This is a genomic window from Bacillus sp. 5w2, from assembly GCF_054353775.1.
Map to the genome: position 1 here is coordinate 728,168 of NZ_JBTIWT010000001.1, position 17,930 is coordinate 746,097.

Sequence of the window (17,930 nt, forward strand, 5' to 3'; positions counted from 1 at the left end):
AAGTAGAAAGTGATATTTTACAAATCTTATACACTTAAGGATTTTGTAAGGATCAAGTAAGAAAAACGAGAACTTTGTTTCGTATAGTCAAAATATAAAGTGAAGAAAGAAAGAGAGAGAGGTTAGGAGTTGCCAGAGCGATTACGACAAAACCAGGACTGTTGGTTTTAGATGACATATCAATGATTTAGATGGTTGTTACAACAGAACCTTAATTTATCCTACCTGTTTTTTTACCATTACATATTGGAGGTTAAAACATGAATAAAAAAAATAAAATACAAAAATCCGTACTTTCCTTTACCCTACTCTTTTCTTTAGGCATTTCATCTTTTCCGCTTACAACAGCTATTCACGCAGATACACGTGAGAAACCATCTGTAGAAAAGAAACAAGTCTCTTTAACGGAGCGTACATCATTATTCCTTGAATATCTCCAGCAAGGTAAGTACCCAGAGGCACTTCAGTTGACGTCTGCTGCTTTTCAATCCAAGTTTACAGCAAACACATTACAAAACTGGTGGACACAAAGTGACTGGAGCGGGATAAAAAGCATGGGAACCCCCGTGATAAAAGAACGAAACTTGGTCCATCAGACGGTGGAAATTTCAGGAACTATCGAAGGAACTACCATACCGTTACTCCTTAAATTCACACCTGGCGGGAAAGTAGATGAGGTTGGGGTAAGGACGCCTCCGGAATCTTATATTATCCCGCATCCTAGATATGATCAACCTGCTTCCTATCAAGAACGTGAAATCGTCATTGGAAATTCTACCTATCCGTTACCAGCCACATTAACAGTTCCGAAACATAAGCCTGGTGAAAAGGTACCCGTAGTTGTTCTTGTTCATGGTGCTGGCATCCATGATCGCGATAGTACATATCTGGGAACAAAAATCTTACGAGACCTTGCGGTGGGCCTTTCGTCCAACGGAATTGCAGTGTTGCGCTATGAAAAACGCACCTTAGAACACGCATTAAAGATGAGTGCAGAACCTGTTACGTTAGACCGTGATACTACAGATGATGCCATATATGCAGCAAAATCAGCGGCGCAGCAGGAAGGCATTGATCCAAATAATATTTTCATTCTTGGACATAGTCTAGGAGCTGGCACAATGCCGCGTATACTGAGCAAATCACCTTCCTCACTTGTTAGAGGAAGTATCTTACTCGCACCACCTGCACGCCCATTGACTGACATTGCCATTGATCAGAATCAATACCTAGGGGCGCCAAAGGAAGTAATCGATGAACTAAAAAGACAGGCCGCTTTTATCCAAGATCCTACTTTCAATCCTGACCATCCTCCAGCTGGCTACAATTTTGGGTCGCCTCATTTTATGTATGATGTTTCAAGGTGGCGTCCAGTTGAAGAGGCAAGATCACGAAAAGAGCCTTTACTGATTCTGCAAGGAGCACGGGATTATCAAGTAACAGTAAAAAATGAATATACAAAATGGCAGGAAGGGCTTTCAAACCGCAGGAATGTTCAGTTCAATGAATACCCAAAATTGAATCATTTCTTCACGGAGGGTGATGGGGAATTAAGTCTTCCTAGTGAATATGAAATCCCTGCTAATGTTCCTGAGTACGTCATCCGGGACATTATTAAATGGGTCAACGAGACAAAAAAATAAGAAACATCAAAATCCTTCATATAATCATTATTACGTGAAGGATTTTTTGAAACTAGTGATTTTATCTAAATCATTCTCTTCTGTTTTATTAATCAACACTGATAAAAAATCTATCCTTTCCCTCTTTTTATCAATGTCGACACATAAAAAAGGTTCAGACACAAAAACAGGCTGTGGAGAAGACTTTCTCCACAGCCTAAAAATACCTATCTTTGCAAACCTCGTTTATAACGACTTGCTTCAAATATAATACGCTCTTCATCTAACGTTTTACATTCGCCATTCCAAACGACACGTTTTCCGTTAATAATTACATCACTTATATCTTTTCCACTAGCAGCATATACAAGGTGTGATAACACTTCATCTGCTGGTTGTAAATGCGGCTTATTAGACGGATCAATCGTAATAAAATCAGCACACTTTCCAACCTCAAGTGATCCTGTTTGTTTCATGCCGATTACTTCAGCAGCTCCTTTAGTCGCAAGTGTAAGAGCTGTTTCAACTGGTAACGCTGTTGCATCTTGATGAATACCTTTTTGTAATAATGTTGCTATACGCATTTCTTCAAACATATCTAAATTGTTGTTAGATGCAACACTATCTGTTGCAATTCCAACTTTCATTCCTGCTTCTAGCATCGCTTTTACATTCGCTATACCCGATCCTAGTTTTAAATTACTATTCGGGTTATGTGCTACTCGAACATCATGTTCTGCTAAAAATGCACGCTCATTTTCATTTAATACTACACCGTGTGCAATAACTGTTGGGCGTTTAAATAAACCGCAACTTGCTGCATATTCTACTGGACGTTTTCCGTACTGTGTTTCAATATCACGTACTTCACGCTCTGTTTCCGAAAGATGAATATGAACCATCGTTTGATTTTCTACTGCAATACGAGCACACTCTTCTAACAGTTCTGTAGAACATGTATATGGACTATGCGGCGCAACCATCGTAGTTAACATACCACTTTCGTTATAGTAACGCTTCACATATTTTTCAGCTTCTTCAATCGCTTTCTTCTCATCGTCCTTCGTTCCGAAGCTAAATAAAGTTCTTGAAACAGCAGCTCGCATTCCACTCTTTGATACCGTTTCCATAATTGCATCTTGATCTACTCCAATTGGATTAAACATATCAGAGAATGATGTTGTACCACTTTTCACCATTTCAAGTAATCCTAATTCCGTACTAGCGACCGCAAGTTCTGGAGTAAACTGACTTTCAAGTGGCCAAATTCTCGTCTCCAGCCATGGTTGTAATAACATATCATCGCCAATACCTCTTAAGAGACTCATTACAACGTGTGTATGTGTATTTACAAGCCCTGGTAAAACCCACTTTCCTTTCATGTCAATTACTTCATCTACTTCAAAATCATTAGCGAACTCTCCGCTCTTTACATCTATAATTTGATCATTTTCTACAATGATATATCCATTTTCTATCACTTCGTTTTGTTCATTCATCGTTACGATTGTAGCGTTTACATAAGTTGTTTTCAAAAGTATTTCCCCTTTCAACTCTATGAAGTTCCCTTTAATAAGTTACCACCATTATAGTAACTTATTAAAGATTAAGAGTCAAAAGATAATTTAAATTCTTTCATTATCTTTTCCTTCAAAATGCTATATTGTTTTTCATTTGTATCTGCAAATGCTTCTTCTCGATTTGATTCCACATCCATATAATTCAGGTTTTCATTGAATTGAGCCTCTGTAAAATCAAAGCGCTGTCCATCTATAAAGTTATAACAGTGCCACACCTCTCTTACTTTTGTCTTTTTAATTTCTCCTCCGTATATGTCTTGAACGACTAGAGCTGTAACACCACATTGTCCCTTTGCTGGATTTTCAATCGTCCACTTTGAACTTGTTTCAATCGACCACGATTTGATTAGTGCTTCATATATTCTTTTTCGCTTTATATTATCCATTCTCAGCTTCCCCTACTATTAATAGTTTTACACATCATATTGCAAAAGAGGTAATAAACGATCCTTTAAAACCGTTGATGGTGTCTCTCCTATTAACTTTGCTCCCATCTTCAGGTAATATCCTTTTGCATTCGGATCACTATCAATCGTAAAGCTTTTTAAACCTAATTCATTTGCTTTTTCTATTACATACTCCCAAAGTATTTTCCCGTAGCCTTTCCCTTTGTAACGAGGATGAATGTATAGGAAATCGAGAGCTTTATCATTTCGTAAAAATGAGAAAAATCCAATCTTCGTATTATCGTTTTCTAAAACATATACAAAATTATTTTTTATGTACTCTTCTGTAATTGTTAAATCTTCCTTACAAGCAAGTATGAATTCTTCACTATAGTTCCACGTTGCTTTTGAGTGTAGTGCAAGTTCACTTAATTCATTTGCTTCTCTTAATACCGCTTTTCTTATCTTCATGATTCTTTCTCCTCACTTTCATATGTAAACTATTAAACTGATTCGAAAAGTAATTTAAAAAACCTCTTATTTCCATAAATAAGAGATTACTTTTATAATTCTTCATATAGGTAACAATTTTTCAAAAGAAAAGAACGCCATCCCTGAAAGTTGGCGTTCCCTTTTTCGAAAGTCTAATCTTCAAACTCAATCATTCGTTTTACTATTTCTTACGATACACACCTATACAGTTTCCACTACCGCTTCAAGCATCGTTCCATTTTTAGCATAATTCGTATGCCAAGAAAAAGCTTTTTCTAAAATATGAGGGGTTTGTCCACCTCTTGTTTTTGCTTCTTCGAAATAAGCTCGTAACTGGTCACGATACATTGGATGTGCGCAGTTCTCAATAATCAGTTCCACTCTTTCTCTTGGTGCCAGTCCTCTTAAATCAGCGTACCCTTGTTCAGTGACGATAACATCTACATCGTGTTCCGTATGGTCTACATGAGAGACGAAAGGAACGATACTTGAAATGTTACCACCTTTCGCAATCGATTTCGTAACAAAGATAGCTAGACGTGCATTTCTCGCAAAATCACCAGAACCACCAATACCATTCATCATTTTTGTACCTAAAACGTGAGTAGAATTCACATTTCCGTATATATCTAATTCTAAAGCAGTATTAATTGAGATTAATCCAAGGCGACGAATGATTTCAGGATGATTAGAAATCTCTTGCGGGCGCATCATTAATTTGTCACGATATTTTTCAAAGTTAGAAAATACTTGTTGCATTTTCTCTTCAGAAAGTGTGATCGAGCAGCAGGAAGCAAAATTGACTTTCCCAGCATCCATAAGATCAAAGACTGCATCCTGTAAAACCTCAGAATACACTTCTAAATCTTCAAACTCCGAATCTAACATTCCATGTAGAACTGCATTGGCCACTGAACCAATTCCCGACTGTAACGGCGCTAAGCGATTGGTTAATCGCCCTACTTCGACTTCTTTTCGAAGGAACTCTATTAAATGCTGTGCCATAATAACAGTTTCTTCATCCGGAGGAACAATCGTCGATGGCGAATCTAGTTGGTTCGTAAACACAATTCCCTTCACTTTTTCAGCATCAATTGGGATACCGATTGAGCCAATTCGATCGTCCGTTTTTACGAGCGGAATTGGAAGTCGTTCCCCTTGTTTACCTGGTTCATATAAATCATGTAGCCCCTCTAGTTGCGCGGATTGAGCCATATTCATTTCAATAATGATGGACTTAGCATTTAAAGAAAACGCCAAAGAATTTCCAATTGAAGTGGTTGGAATAATCATTCCATCTTCAGTAATCGCAACCGCTTCCAAAATAGCGACATCTATATCCATAACGTCAGCACGGAGTAACTCTGCTGTATGAGACAAGTGCTGATCCACAAATAAAAAGTCTCCATTATTAATTCCTTTTCGCATAGTCGCATCAGCTTGGAAAGGTAACCTTTTCCCTAAAATTCCTGCTTCCGCAAATAATTTATCTACATCAGAACCTAAAGAGGCACCAGTATAAACATTCACTTTAAAAGATTTATCATTCTTAACTCGGTTTACAAGCGCAAATGGGACTGCTTTCACATCACCTGCACGTGTAAACCCACTTAAGCCTAAAGTCATTCCACTTTCAATCCATGAAGCTGCTTCTTCAGGTGTAACTACGCGATCTTTCAGACGTTGATCCCTAATTCTATCTAAATTATTCTCCATATGTAATCCCTCTCCCTGTGAATATTCATAATTATTTTACACTTTAACAGTATCTAAATAGGGATTTCAGTATACAATGCCGAAAATTCAGATAAAACAGCGAATCTAGGTTCTAAGGCAGAATAATCTAGAACCCTAGAAGTTTGCGAAAATAACTAGCGTATGATTGACTAACTGGTACCCTCTCTCCGTTATCCATCGAAAGTACAAAAGTAGAGTGCGTATCAGGATATATCGCTTTAATATGATTTACATTTACAATAAAGGCACGGTGGCATCTAATAAATGAATCTTTCGGAAGCAAGTATTCAAATTCTTGTAGCGAGTACTTATGTGTTCCTGTTAACTCTTCTGCATTCACATACGTTTTTTTATCTTTCGCCTCTAAATACATGACTTTTGAAAAAGGAACCGGAACCCATCCGTCTGTTGTTTTTAAAGTAACGACTGACTTACCATCCGTTAAAGCGGGATAAATTGCCGTCACGCAACCTTCAATCTTTTCATTATTTGAAAATGGTACGGCCATTCCATGATAAGGAATACCGAAAACATCCCGGTTAATAAACTCAGAGGTCTTTTGCTTCGTTACCATTGCTTTATGAGCAATCGTCCCTTCCTTAATAGGATCCCCAGCGCTAATCTTTAAATCAATTCGTTTACTTGGCCGATAATAAATATATTCTTTCGTATTCGAAACGGCGATTGATATTTCATCTGAAAACAATTCACCAACAACATCTAGTAGTATACCTAATGTTTTATCTTCCATATTATTAACACCTCATTTACTATTATACTACTATTATGATCTGTAAAACCGTTCAACAATTTGAACGGTTTTACAAACAATTTAATTCACCTTCGCCCCATAGCATCTTGCTACTGCAACTGCCTGCGCTATATCTAATTTTACATTTTTTAAATCGAAACTTGTAAAATCAATTCGATCAACTACAGCTCCTCTTAAATCTGCACCGCTAAGTTTTACCTTGCCTAATTGTGCGCCCGTTAAATCCGCTTCACGTAAATCTGCTTTTTCTAAATTACATTCATATAGGTCAGCTTCAATTAAACGTATACCTTTTAACATTTGTTTACTTAAGTTCGCGAACCTTAGATTCGTATATGACCAATCGCCCGATATTATAGTTATTCCGTCTAAATTCGCTTCTTCAAAATCAGAGCCAGTCATTTTACATTCTTCAAACTTCGATACGAATAAATTCGCACCAACAAACTTACAATTTGCAAATGTAGTTCCTTGATGGATAGAAGCGTTAAAAAGAGCACCGGTAAAATCACATTCTATGAAATTACAATTTTCAGTAGAAACTTCTGATGCATCTATCCCTCTAAAACGGCATTTTATGAAAGTACAATTTTTCAATTCCTCTTCTTTAATCAAATCATGTTGAAAATCTATTTCTGTATACTCTTTATTTACAAATTCACTCATAACCATTCCTCCATTTCCTCAAAGAAACCTCACTTGAAAAAAGTGAGGTTTCTTCTCATACAATATGCCCATCTAACCAAGAAATCAAATCTTGAAATACTTCATCTCTATTTACTTCATGGAACATTTCATGTCTTCCATTTTCATATAAACGTAGTGTCACGTCTTTCACACCACATTTTTTATAGTTTTCGTATACTTCTTTTACACCTTTTCCCATATCTCCAACAGGATCACGGTCTCCAGAGAATATATGTATCGGAAGGGTTTTTGGCGTTTTCTTGTATTCTTCTAGTTTATTTACTTCTAATACACCAGAAAATAGTTCTCGATAAAAACTCGTCGTACAAATGAATCCACATAACGGATCCGCAATATATTTATCAACCTGATTATTATCTGAAGATAACCAATCAAATTTTGTACGATTTGGTTTAAAGTGTGAATTGAAGTTTCCGAAAGATAAAAAGTTTAGCATCGGACTTTTCGTTTTTTCCCCGCGTAATTTCATTTCAATTGTCGCTACTTTATGACCGATACTTCCTAAAAGCCCTGGATTTCCACCAGTTCCTGAAATAAGGAATCCATCATATAATTCACCTTTAAGTTGTACAGCACGTCTTGATAAAAAAGAACCCATACTATGTCCAAGTAAAAACAATGGGCATGTCTGTTCTTTTCTTATCGTTTCTGATACAAAAATAACATCAGACACAGCCTCATTCCAACCTACATTTGGTTCAAAATGACCATAATCTTCTTCTCTTTTCACTGTTTTCCCATGACCTTTATGATCATGCGCATAAACACCATATCCTGCTTCTAATAACGCAGCAATAAAGTCTGTATAAACACCTGCATGTTCTGTCATACCATGTGCAATTTGAATAATCCCTCTCGGATCTCTTTCTGGTAGCCACTTACGTAAATAAATTTCCGATCCATCCAATGCCGTAACGAAACTTTCCTGTACGTTCATTTCGTCAGCCCCCAACTCTATTATGTATATCAAAAAATGAATATCCATTCATTATTCTTATTATGTATTATATGCAATTGCTTTCATTATGACAAATACCGCACTTTTCCAATTAGCTCAATAACTATTATGTTGACGAATCCGAAATAAAATCATATAGTTACTTACATAAAGTAATTACTATATTTTTTGGGAGGTTTCTATTATGATGCCATCATTATTTTTAGCACACGGATCACCGATGCTTGCTATTCAAGATACAGACTATACAAGGTTTTTAAAAACACTTGGAGAAACATATAAACCGAAAGCGATTGTTATTTTCACTGCTCATTGGGAAAGTGAAGCATTAACGATTTCTTCATCAGATAACGAATATGAAACAATTTATGATTTTGGAGGTTTTCCTCCTGAATTATACGAAATCAAATATCGTGCGAAAGGTTCTTCTAACATTGCATCTATGTTAGAAACAAAATTTAAAAACAAAGGTATTCCAGTCCATCATAATATGACGAGAGGTTTAGATCATGGCTCATGGACTCTTCTGCACCGCATGTATCCAGAAGCAAATATTCCTGTCGTCCAAATTTCAGTCAATCCATTCCTTCCTGCAAAAGAGCAATTTAAGATTGGAGAAGCACTTAAAGGGCTTGGACAAGAAGATATTTTAATAATCGGTAGCGGTGTTACTGTTCATAACTTACGAGCTTTGAAATGGAATCAAACGACACCCGAACAATGGGCAATTGAATTTGATGATTGGATTATTAAACATATGCAGACTACTAATAAAGATGCTTTATTTAATTGGGAGAACAATGCGCCTCATGCACAATTAGCAGTACCAAGAGCAGAGCATTTCGTACCTTTATTTATCGCTATGGGAAGCGGTGAAAATAACGGTGAAGTCATTCACCGCAGTTACGAGATGGGTACATTAAGCTATCTTTGTCTTCAATTTTAAAGAAAAGGATGAAGCAATCGTTGCTTCATCCTTTTTCTTTTTTATTCACTTAGTTAACTAACTTCCAAATGTCGTTTCTCTGATACCTCTTCGTTCTTATTATGAAAATAAACCCAAATGCACGCAATAAATAATAATGATGAAGTAGAGAAGAAAACATATTGGAAGCCCGCATGTGCTGCAATTTGTCCACCAAGTACTGGTCCAATCATATTTCCTAAAAACTGAAAAGATTGATTATATCCAAATATTCGTCCTGTCACAGGGGTTGGTGTATGTTGTTTTAGTAGAGTTTGTACAGAAGGTAATAATCCTGCTTGTGCGATACCTAATAAAAACCGAAGAATTAATAGTTGCCAAGCTGAGGTTACAAATGCTTGCGGGATAAAAATAATTCCTGCAGCAAACAACGCTACAACTAACGTTTTTTGAGGACCGATTTGATCTGATAATCTTCCTAGTCTTGGTGCTGCCAAAATAACTGCTAACCCTGTCGCTGACATAACTGCGCCTGCAATCATTTCAATATGAGCTGTTCCTTGTCCTTCTAAATTCTTTACATACAATGTAATAATAGGTTGAATTGACATGTTCGCAAGTTGAATAATAAATGTTGTTACAAATAAACTAATAATTAAATGCTTGGCTGGAACCATCGTCCATACTTTTTTCGGTTGTACTTTTTTTGCTTGAGCGGAGTGATTCTCTTCATGTAGGAAGAAAAAAACGATGAGAAAGGAAAGGAATAAAAAAGCTCCTGTAACAAGAAAAACATGGCGCATCCCAATTAATTCTGATAAATATCCTCCAAGTAAAGGGCCAAGTAAAGAACCGCTCACGCCCCCAGTTGAAATTGTGGAAATTGCCCAACCTGAATGCTCTTTCGGAGTTTCTGCTGCAATAAATGTCATCGCGGTTGAAAGGAAACCAGATACTGCTCCCATCAAAAATCTTAGTGCGACTAGTTGATACACGTCCGTTACAAATCCCATAAGCGTCATAATAATCGCCATACCAAGGCTCGCACGAATCAGCATCAATTTCCGTCCATGTATATCACCAAGCTTTCCCCATATTGGTGATACGATCGCACCCATTAAAAATGTTACACCAAATGCAAGTCCCGACCACTGTGCAATACTTGAAGTGCCAGTTACTCCTAATTCCTCAATATAAAAAGATAAAAAAGGAATTACTAAACTCATACCGGCTGCAGTGGTAAAACAACCTAGCCAACAAATCATCAAATTTCGTTTCCAGCTGGCCATTTTCACACCTTCTTTCTTTAGATACCCATTCTACACCCTTTCTTCTAAAAAGTTTAGTAATTTGCTTTATTTGTAAGATTTACTACAAAACCCGCTATTTTCTAGTAAAAATCACTACATTTCCACATTGTTTTCATAATAAAACCAACTCCACCTAAATGAAGTTGGTTAATTATCCATTATTGGTATTAAACGCGCATTACAACATCGCTCATAAAACTCAACCGGACCTGCTTGTCCAATAATTGCGTATTCATATCCATCTTGCTTCATACTATGTAAACAGCGATGTAACAATTGCCTCCCTACACCTTTCACACGATTTTGTTTTGCTGTACCCATTGGACCAAACAATCCTTTCTTTCCTCTCACTACATCATAACAAGCAAAACCTACTATCACTTCTTCTCTTTCTGCTATGTAAATAGGTACATTTTCTTTATATGTACGAAATCCATATTCTATTGAACGTAACCAACGTTCACCAAATTCCTCATTAACAAAACTTGCTAATTTTTCAAAATCAGAAAGGTTAGCCTTTCTAATAGTACAAGGTATATCTTCATAAGTAGGAACAAAACATTTTAGATCAACCGCTAAATCTCTTGGCTCAGCTATAATACGTAATATATCTTTTTGTATTTGTGCATTTCCAATAAACGTATCCGCGCGAAATAGTGCATCTATAACATGCCCTTCATTTATTATTACTTGCCGAAAACGCTCCATACGTTTCTTCGCTATTTGTAAAATTTCTAGCACCTTATAAGATACCTTATATTGTCCTATTTTTTCATACTCTTGATCCGTCAAATCATCTTGTTTTCGTAATGAAAGTTTTTCTAAAAAATCCGTACCCACGTTACGAAACAAATACATATGCAACTCGCTACATACTCCCGTACCTTCTTTACACATGCCGATAAACAGATGAGTTGGTTGAATAATATTACTTTCCGCCTCTTCTGCTGCAATATGCATTATGTTATGAACACGTTTCGTAAATTGAAATTCCTCCATATGTATCTCCACCCCCTATTACTTTACTATTAAACCGTAACCGTAAATAAGTGAAACAATTATACCAACTACCAATATACCTGGCAGTAAATTTGCCACCTTAATTTTAATAATACCAAGTAAATTCAATCCAATAGCGGCTATCATAATACCACCTGTCGCTGTCATTTCCACTATAAATTGATTCATTAATGCTTTCGGGACCAAACTATTAATTTGTGTTGCAAAAACAGCAATACCGCCTTCGTATAAAATAACTGGAATTGCTGAAAACACTACACCAATTCCTAAAGTTGTCGTTAATATAATAGAAATAAATCCATCGATAATCGCCTTTGTAAATAAAATATCATGATTTCCGCGAATACCACTGTCGAGTGCACCAAGTATCCCCATCGCACCAATTGCAAAAATAAGTGTAGCTGTTACAAAACCTTCTGAAATGCTCCCTTTCCCTTTCGATCCAACTTTATTTTCTAGCCAATCTCCTAACAGTTTTAACTTTCCCTCTAGTTGTAGCCACTCCCCAATTACGGTACCAATCACTAAACTTAAAATGACAACAAGAAAATTTTCACTTTTCAATGCCATTTGAAGTCCAAGTACAGTAACTGCTAAACCGATTGCATGCATAATTGTTCCCTTCATACTCTCTGAAATCCTACTAAATAATTTACCTAGTAAAGTACCAAATATAATACAAACCCCATTTACAACTGCTCCTAATATAACCATTTCTTATTCTTCACCCTTCGAATTCTTTATTTCTATATTTTGGTTTATTCATTGATTTACAGGTTACCTATATGTTAACTTAATATTGAGAATATTAACAAATGTTTTCCACTACATAAGCCGCAATTTTTTGTAGCTATACATAAAATGAAACTTTAATTAGCGCGAGTTTTACTGCCCACTAATTGCGGGATAAACTCAAAAGGGAAGGTATTTATGAAAACTTTACTAAAACGATTTCTGTTAATAGCCTTTTGCATTACACCAATTGTTGTATTAATTAACTACTCTTTTACTTCAAAGGCGAAAGACAAACCCGATTTGCAAAATAAATCTAGTAAAACCGCTTCAAAAATTGAAAAGAAAATAGAAGACCCGGAAATTACCCTCACCTTCTCTGGTGATACAATGTTCGATTGGCAATTACGTCCGGTCATTGAAAAAAACGGAGCTGATTATCCATTCCAACATGTAAAAGAAGAAATAACAAAAGCTGATATTTCTTTCGTTAATTTAGAGTCGGCATTTACAACGAGAGAAAAGAAAACTCCTGGACAACTGTTTTGGATTAAAAGTGATCCATCCACGCTTCAAGCCATTAAAAATACTGGATATGACATCGTAAATATCGGGAATAACCATACACTTGATTACGGGCAAGAGGGATTATTAGACACAATCTCTCATGTGGAAAAATTAAAGTTCCCTTACATTGGAGCCGGAAAAAATGCAAAAGATGCATATACCGCACGAGAAATGACCGTAAAAGGGAAAAAGTTCAAATTTCTTTCCTTCGTTCGATTTATGCCTGATACGAATTGGGTAGCTGGTGACAATAAACCTGGTGTTGCGAACGGATATGATTTAAATCTTGTAACAAAAACAATTAAAGAGCAAAAACGAGATGCAGACTATTTAATCGTCTATATGCATTGGGGCGTTGAAAAATCAAATCGTCCGGTAGAATACCAAAAACAATATGTACCTAAAATGGTTGAAGCAGGAGCTGACGCGATTGTCGGGAGTCACCCGCATTGGTTACAAGGATTTGAGTATTATAATAAAGTTCCTATCGCTTATTCATTAGGTAACTTTTTATTCCCAAGTTATGTGAATGGGAAAAGCGCCGAAACTGGCGTATTAACTTTAACTTTTAAAGGAAAGGATGTCCAAATGTCATTCAACCCTTACATCATTCGCAACAACCAAGTTTCCCCTGTAAATGAGGAAGAAAAGAAAAAAGCTCTACAATATTTACAAACAATTTCAAATGATGTAGAAATTGATGATACAGGGAACATAAAAAACAAACGGAACTAGACAACGCAAGATCTATTTCTCTGTAACATACTTTACAGAATAGGTGATGAACATGCTGAAAGACTTATTAGAAAATGTAAGTTTGTTAGAGAATATTTATAAAATATCTATAGCCGTTCTACTTTTATGTTCATTTTTTTCTGTTAGACTTCTAAAAAAATAAAACGTGAACGAAAGCTTACTACCTTTGAATTTACTATGTATGTAATCATTCGTATTGCGATACTCTTTTGGTTATCTAGCTTTCTACTGCTTGAATATGGTGCGTATTTAGTTTAAATATAAAAAAGATAGAACAAGCGTTATATTTCCCCGCTTGTATCTATCTTTTTTATTTAGATACTAACTCTTTCCTTCTATTAAATAAGCAGATCAAACAAAACAGGGTTTTTATTAAGCTCCACAAATTGAATATTATTTTCTTTAAAACGAGTAATTAATTGCTCATAATCTTCTTTATGTTTTAACTCTACTCCGACTAATGCTGGACCATTTTCCTTATTATGTTTCTTGATATACTCAAAGCGAGTAATATCATCTTCTGGCCCTAATCCTTTATCAAGAAATTCTCTTAGCGCTCCCGAACGCTGCGGGAATTCAATGATGAAATAATGCTTTAACCCTTCGTAAATAAGAGAACGTTCTTTCATTTCTTGCATTCTATCAATATCATTATTTCCACCACTTAGCGTACATACAACTGTTTTCCCTTTTATTTCATCTCTGTAAAGGTCAAGCGCTGCAATAGATAGTGCACCAGCTGGTTCAGCTACAATTGCATTTTTCTTATACAATTCTAAAATCGTCGTACAGACCTTCCCTTCTGGCACTAAAACAATATCATCAATGACATCTCTACAAGTTTCAAACGTTAACTTCCCTACCTTTTTAACAGCTGCCCCATCCACAAAACTATCAATCTTTTCTAATGCAACATTTTCATTTTGAAGAAAAGCTTCTTTCATAGATGCAGCTCCCATTGGCTCTACGCCAATGACCTTTGTAGCAGGGCTAACACCTTTTACATATGTACCAACACCAGATGCTAACCCACCACCGCCGATTGCTGTAAAGATATAATCAACTGATTTTTCCATATCATGCATAATTTCAACAGCCACTGTCCCTTGGCCGGCAATTACATACGGATCATCAAACGGATGAACGAACGTCATTCTACTTTCCTCACAATAGCGCTGTGCTTCTTGGAACGAGCTATCAAATGTATCACCAACTAATACAATTTCCGCAAAATCGCCACCAAAAAATTGTACTTGCGATACTTTTTGTTTAGGTGTCGTTGTTGGCATGAAGATTTTTGACGGAATCTTCAATAAATTACACGTATAAGCGACTCCTTGTGCATGATTACCAGCGCTTGCACAAACAACACCATTTTGTAATTGTTCTTTCTGTAAACTTTGAATCAAATTGTAAGCACCACGAATTTTGAAAGAGCGAATCAATTGTAAGTCTTCTCGTTTCACATAAACGTCACAACTATATTTCTCAGATAGCACTGTATCACGTTGTAACGGTGTTTTAATAACGATATCTTTCATGCAATTATGGGCCATTAAGATATCTTCAATTTTCACTCTCTCCTTTACCTTCTGCACCATTTCATATCATCCTTATCTCTTTTAAATTGGCTCAATCAAAATTCGGGATTTTTAGAACTGCACCTGTATTCGCCGATGTTACCATCTGTGCATAACGCCCAAGCCAGCCCGTTTTCACTTTCGGTTCTGGTCGTTTCCATTCTTTTTTACGTTTATCTAATTCTTCATCACTAACTCTTACTTCTAACAATCTTTCCTCAACATCGATACAAACAATATCCCCTTGTTCAAGAAGTGCAATCGTTCCGCCCGCAGCTGCTTCTGGCGAAATATGCCCTACTGAAATACCACGTGAAGCACCAGAAAAACGTCCATCCGTTAATAGTGCAACATCTGCACCTAATCCCATACCTGCAATCGCTGACGTTGGTGCTAACATTTCCGGCATACCAGGGCCGCCTCTTGGTCCTTCATAACGAATGACAACTACATCTCCTTTTTTCACTTTCCCAAGCATGATTCCCGCAAGCGCCTCATCTTGTGAATTAAAAATAACGCATGGCCCTTCAAATCGTTTTACTTCGGTTGCCCCGCTTTTAATAACTGCTCCATCTTTCGCAAGGTTTCCTTTTAATATACGTAATCCACCTTCTTCACTATGAGGGTTTTCGAGAGAATGAATAACTTCCTTGTCTTTAATCTCTGCATGAGCAATGTTTTCTCTTAACGTCTGCCCAGTAGCAGTAATTCGGTCTAAATGAAGTACCCCTTCTTTTCGGCTCATCTCTTTCAAAATGGCACTAATCCCGCCTGCTCGATCAATATCTTCCATATGCCAATTGGAAGCAGGGCTTACTTTACATAAATGTGGTACACGTCTTGAAACGGCATCAATACGGCTCATATCGTAATCTAGTCCGGCCTCATGTGCGAGTGCCAATGTATGCAACACTGTATTTGTCGAACCACCCATCGCCATATCAAGCGCGAACGCATCATCAATTGCTTCTTCTGTTACAATGTCTCGTGGTTTAATATCTCTTTCAACTAAAATTTTCAATTTCTCTGCTGCTTGTTTAATTAATTCTTCGCGTCTTGGATCGATGGCTAAAATACTCCCGTTACCAGGAAGAGCTAGCCCTAACACTTCACATAAACAGTTCATAGAGTTCGCTGTAAACATACCGGAACAAGAACCACAAGATGGACAACCATGATCTTCAATATCCTTTAATTCTTCTTCTGAAATTTTACCAGATTGATAAGCTCCTACTCCTTCGAAAACAGAACTTAAATCGACAACTTCTCCTTTAGATGTTTTTCCAGCTGCCATCGGGCCACCTGAAACGAATACAGTTGGAATATTAATACGAAGTGCAGCCATCATCATACCAGGTGTAATTTTGTCACAGTTTGGAATACAAATCATACCGTCAAACCAATGTGCATTTACAACTGTTTCTACTGAATCTGCAATGATTTCACGACTCGGAAGCGAATAACGCATACCAATATGTCCCATCGCAATACCGTCATCTACTCCAATTGTATTGAATTCAAACGGAACCATACCTGCTGCACGAACTGCTTCTTTAACAAGTTTCCCAAACTCATTTAAGTGCTTATGACCTGGAATAATTTCAATAAAAGAATTACAGATAGCTATAAACGGTTTATCAAAATCTTCATCTTTTAAACCAGTTGCTTTTAATAAACTACGATGCGGCGCTTTATCAAAACCTTTTTTAATCATGTCACTTCTCATCTTGTCAAATCCCCTCTTACGTATTTTTCACTTATAATCTCTTACTCTATTTCTTCACCAATTCTTTCGGTGCATGAATCCAGCTCATCATTTCACGAAGCTCTGCTCCTACTTTTTCTAACTGATGATTTTGCTCTGCTTTTTTCATGGCATTATATGTTGGACGCCCAGCTTGATTTTCTAAAATCCATTTCTTCGCGAATTCACCTTGCTGAATTTCTGTAAGTACTCGTTTCATCTCTTTCTTCGTTTCATCTGTAACAATTCTCGATCCTGTTACATAATCTCCAAACTCAGCCGTATCGGAAATAGAATGGCGCATATTCGTTAAACCACCTTCGTACATTAAATCAACAATTAACTTTAATTCATGCAAACATTCAAAATATGCAATTTCAGGACGATATCCGCCTTCTGTTAATGTTTCAAAACCAGCTTTCACAAGTGCAGTTACCCCGCCGCAAAGCACCGCTTGCTCACCAAACAAATCTGTTTCTGTCTCTTCTTGGAAAGTCGTTTCAATTACACCTGCGCGTGTACAGCCTACACCTTTTGCATACGCTAGTGCTACACTTAATGCCGTTCCCGTTGCATCTTGATGTACTGCTACTAATGCCGGAACACCATTTCCTTCTTGGAATACACGACGAACGAGATGACCTGGACTTTTTGGTGCGACCATTGCTACATCTACGTAACTTGGCGGATTAATTTGTCCGAAGTGAATATTAAATCCATGTGAGAAAAGTAACATTTGTCCTTCACGGAGGTTCTCTTCTACTTCTGCTTTATACACATGTGCTTGCTGTTCATCTGGCAATAACATTTGTACAACTTGCGCGGTTCGAACTGCTTCTGAAACAGACATTACTTCAAACCCATCCGCTTTTGCTACTTCAAAAGACTTACCATGTCGAACACCAACTACTACTTCCACACCAGAATCACGTAAATTTTGTGCCTGTGCATGACCTTGAGATCCATAACCAATTACTGCAACTGTTTTCCCTTGTAATAACTCTACATTTGCATCTTTCTCATAATACGTTTTCATATCCA

At 36.8% G+C, this 17,930-nt stretch carries 16 protein-coding genes and 1 pseudogene; 4 read left to right on the forward strand and 13 right to left on the reverse strand.

The genetic code is table 11. From position 1 onward, the window contains the following. Positions 1–260: 260 nt before the first annotated feature. On the forward strand, positions 261–1,643 hold the full coding sequence (locus tag ACXY7N_RS03700) for an alpha/beta hydrolase (protein ID WP_016088392.1): 1,383 nt from the start codon (positions 261–263) through the stop codon (positions 1,641–1,643). A 206-nt stretch (positions 1,644–1,849) separates the two neighbouring features. Here the strand turns inward: ACXY7N_RS03700 and ACXY7N_RS03705 are convergent, their stop codons facing one another. The 7 genes from ACXY7N_RS03705 to ACXY7N_RS03735 form a co-directional block, all read right to left on the reverse strand. Next, positions 1,850–3,175 (reverse strand): bifunctional S-methyl-5'-thioadenosine deaminase/S-adenosylhomocysteine deaminase, encoded by a 1,326-nt coding sequence (locus tag ACXY7N_RS03705; RefSeq protein ID WP_016088393.1) that lies wholly within the window; start codon positions 3,173–3,175, stop codon positions 1,850–1,852. Between the two features lie 53 nt (positions 3,176–3,228). After that, positions 3,229–3,588, reverse strand: a complete 360-nt coding sequence (locus ACXY7N_RS03710) for a YunG family protein (protein ID WP_016134147.1) — start codon at positions 3,586–3,588, stop codon at positions 3,229–3,231. 27 nt (positions 3,589–3,615) lie between these two features. Beyond that, positions 3,616–4,059 (reverse strand): GNAT family N-acetyltransferase, encoded by a 444-nt coding sequence (locus ACXY7N_RS03715; RefSeq protein WP_016088395.1) that lies wholly within the window; start codon positions 4,057–4,059, stop codon positions 3,616–3,618. A gap of 222 nt (positions 4,060–4,281) precedes the next feature. Continuing rightward, complete coding sequence (gene scpC / locus ACXY7N_RS03720; protein ID WP_016088396.1) at positions 4,282–5,796, reverse strand: succinyl-CoA:acetate CoA-transferase ScpC; 1,515 nt, start codon at positions 5,794–5,796, stop codon at positions 4,282–4,284. Positions 5,797–5,923: 127 nt separating this feature from the next. Further along, the gene (locus ACXY7N_RS03725; protein WP_088083600.1) at positions 5,924–6,568 is read right to left on the reverse strand and encodes a LytTR family DNA-binding domain-containing protein; all 645 of its coding nucleotides are present in this window, start codon (positions 6,566–6,568) and stop codon (positions 5,924–5,926) included. Positions 6,569–6,649: 81 nt separating this feature from the next. Beyond that, positions 6,650–7,255, reverse strand: coding sequence for a pentapeptide repeat-containing protein (locus tag ACXY7N_RS03730; RefSeq protein WP_488592285.1), 606 nt, complete (start codon positions 7,253–7,255; stop codon positions 6,650–6,652). Positions 7,256–7,310: 55 nt separating this feature from the next. After that, a complete protein-coding gene (locus ACXY7N_RS03735; protein ID WP_088083598.1) occupies positions 7,311–8,234 on the reverse strand; it encodes an alpha/beta hydrolase in 924 nt (307 codons plus the stop codon). A 205-nt stretch (positions 8,235–8,439) separates the two neighbouring features. Here ACXY7N_RS03735 and ACXY7N_RS03740 point away from each other — a divergent pair, with 205 nt between their 5' ends. Further along, the gene (locus ACXY7N_RS03740) at positions 8,440–9,201 is read left to right on the forward strand and encodes a DODA-type extradiol aromatic ring-opening family dioxygenase (protein ID WP_016088399.1); all 762 of its coding nucleotides are present in this window, start codon (positions 8,440–8,442) and stop codon (positions 9,199–9,201) included. A 53-nt stretch (positions 9,202–9,254) separates the two neighbouring features. Here the strand turns inward: ACXY7N_RS03740 and ACXY7N_RS03745 are convergent, their stop codons facing one another. The 3 genes from ACXY7N_RS03745 to ACXY7N_RS03755 all read right to left on the reverse strand — a co-directional run bounded on the left by ACXY7N_RS03745 (position 9,255) and on the right by ACXY7N_RS03755 (position 12,224). Then, the gene (locus ACXY7N_RS03745; protein WP_016088400.1) at positions 9,255–10,469 is read right to left on the reverse strand and encodes a multidrug efflux MFS transporter; all 1,215 of its coding nucleotides are present in this window, start codon (positions 10,467–10,469) and stop codon (positions 9,255–9,257) included. A 168-nt stretch (positions 10,470–10,637) separates the two neighbouring features. Next, positions 10,638–11,489: a GNAT family N-acetyltransferase gene (locus ACXY7N_RS03750; RefSeq protein WP_016134146.1), complete on the reverse strand. Its 852-nt coding sequence runs from the start codon at positions 11,487–11,489 to the stop codon at positions 10,638–10,640. 18 nt (positions 11,490–11,507) lie between these two features. Beyond that, positions 11,508–12,224, reverse strand: coding sequence for a DUF554 domain-containing protein (locus tag ACXY7N_RS03755; RefSeq protein WP_016134145.1), 717 nt, complete (start codon positions 12,222–12,224; stop codon positions 11,508–11,510). 216 nt (positions 12,225–12,440) lie between these two features. On the opposite strand from ACXY7N_RS03755, the gene ACXY7N_RS03760 reads away from it, so the two are divergent. Beyond that, positions 12,441–13,544, forward strand: a complete 1,104-nt coding sequence (locus ACXY7N_RS03760; RefSeq protein ID WP_000854525.1) for a CapA family protein — start codon at positions 12,441–12,443, stop codon at positions 13,542–13,544. A gap of 52 nt (positions 13,545–13,596) precedes the next feature. Beyond that, a pseudogene (locus ACXY7N_RS03765) lies at positions 13,597–13,823 on the forward strand (hypothetical protein). 80 nt (positions 13,824–13,903) lie between these two features. On the opposite strand, the gene ilvA reads toward ACXY7N_RS03765, so the two are convergent. The 3 genes from ilvA to ilvC are packed head-to-tail and all read right to left on the reverse strand — an operon-like array spanning position 13,904 to position 17,925. Continuing rightward, the gene (ilvA, locus tag ACXY7N_RS03770) at positions 13,904–15,166 is read right to left on the reverse strand and encodes a threonine ammonia-lyase IlvA (protein WP_088083594.1); all 1,263 of its coding nucleotides are present in this window, start codon (positions 15,164–15,166) and stop codon (positions 13,904–13,906) included. 31 nt (positions 15,167–15,197) lie between these two features. Next, positions 15,198–16,871 carry a dihydroxy-acid dehydratase gene (ilvD, locus tag ACXY7N_RS03775; RefSeq protein ID WP_016088405.1) on the reverse strand — a complete coding sequence of 558 codons (1,674 nt, stop codon included), beginning with the start codon at positions 16,869–16,871 and terminating at the stop codon, positions 15,198–15,200. A 46-nt stretch (positions 16,872–16,917) separates the two neighbouring features. Then, positions 16,918–17,925 (reverse strand): ketol-acid reductoisomerase, encoded by a 1,008-nt coding sequence (gene ilvC, locus ACXY7N_RS03780; RefSeq protein WP_016088406.1) that lies wholly within the window; start codon positions 17,923–17,925, stop codon positions 16,918–16,920. Positions 17,926–17,930 lie beyond the last annotated feature (5 nt).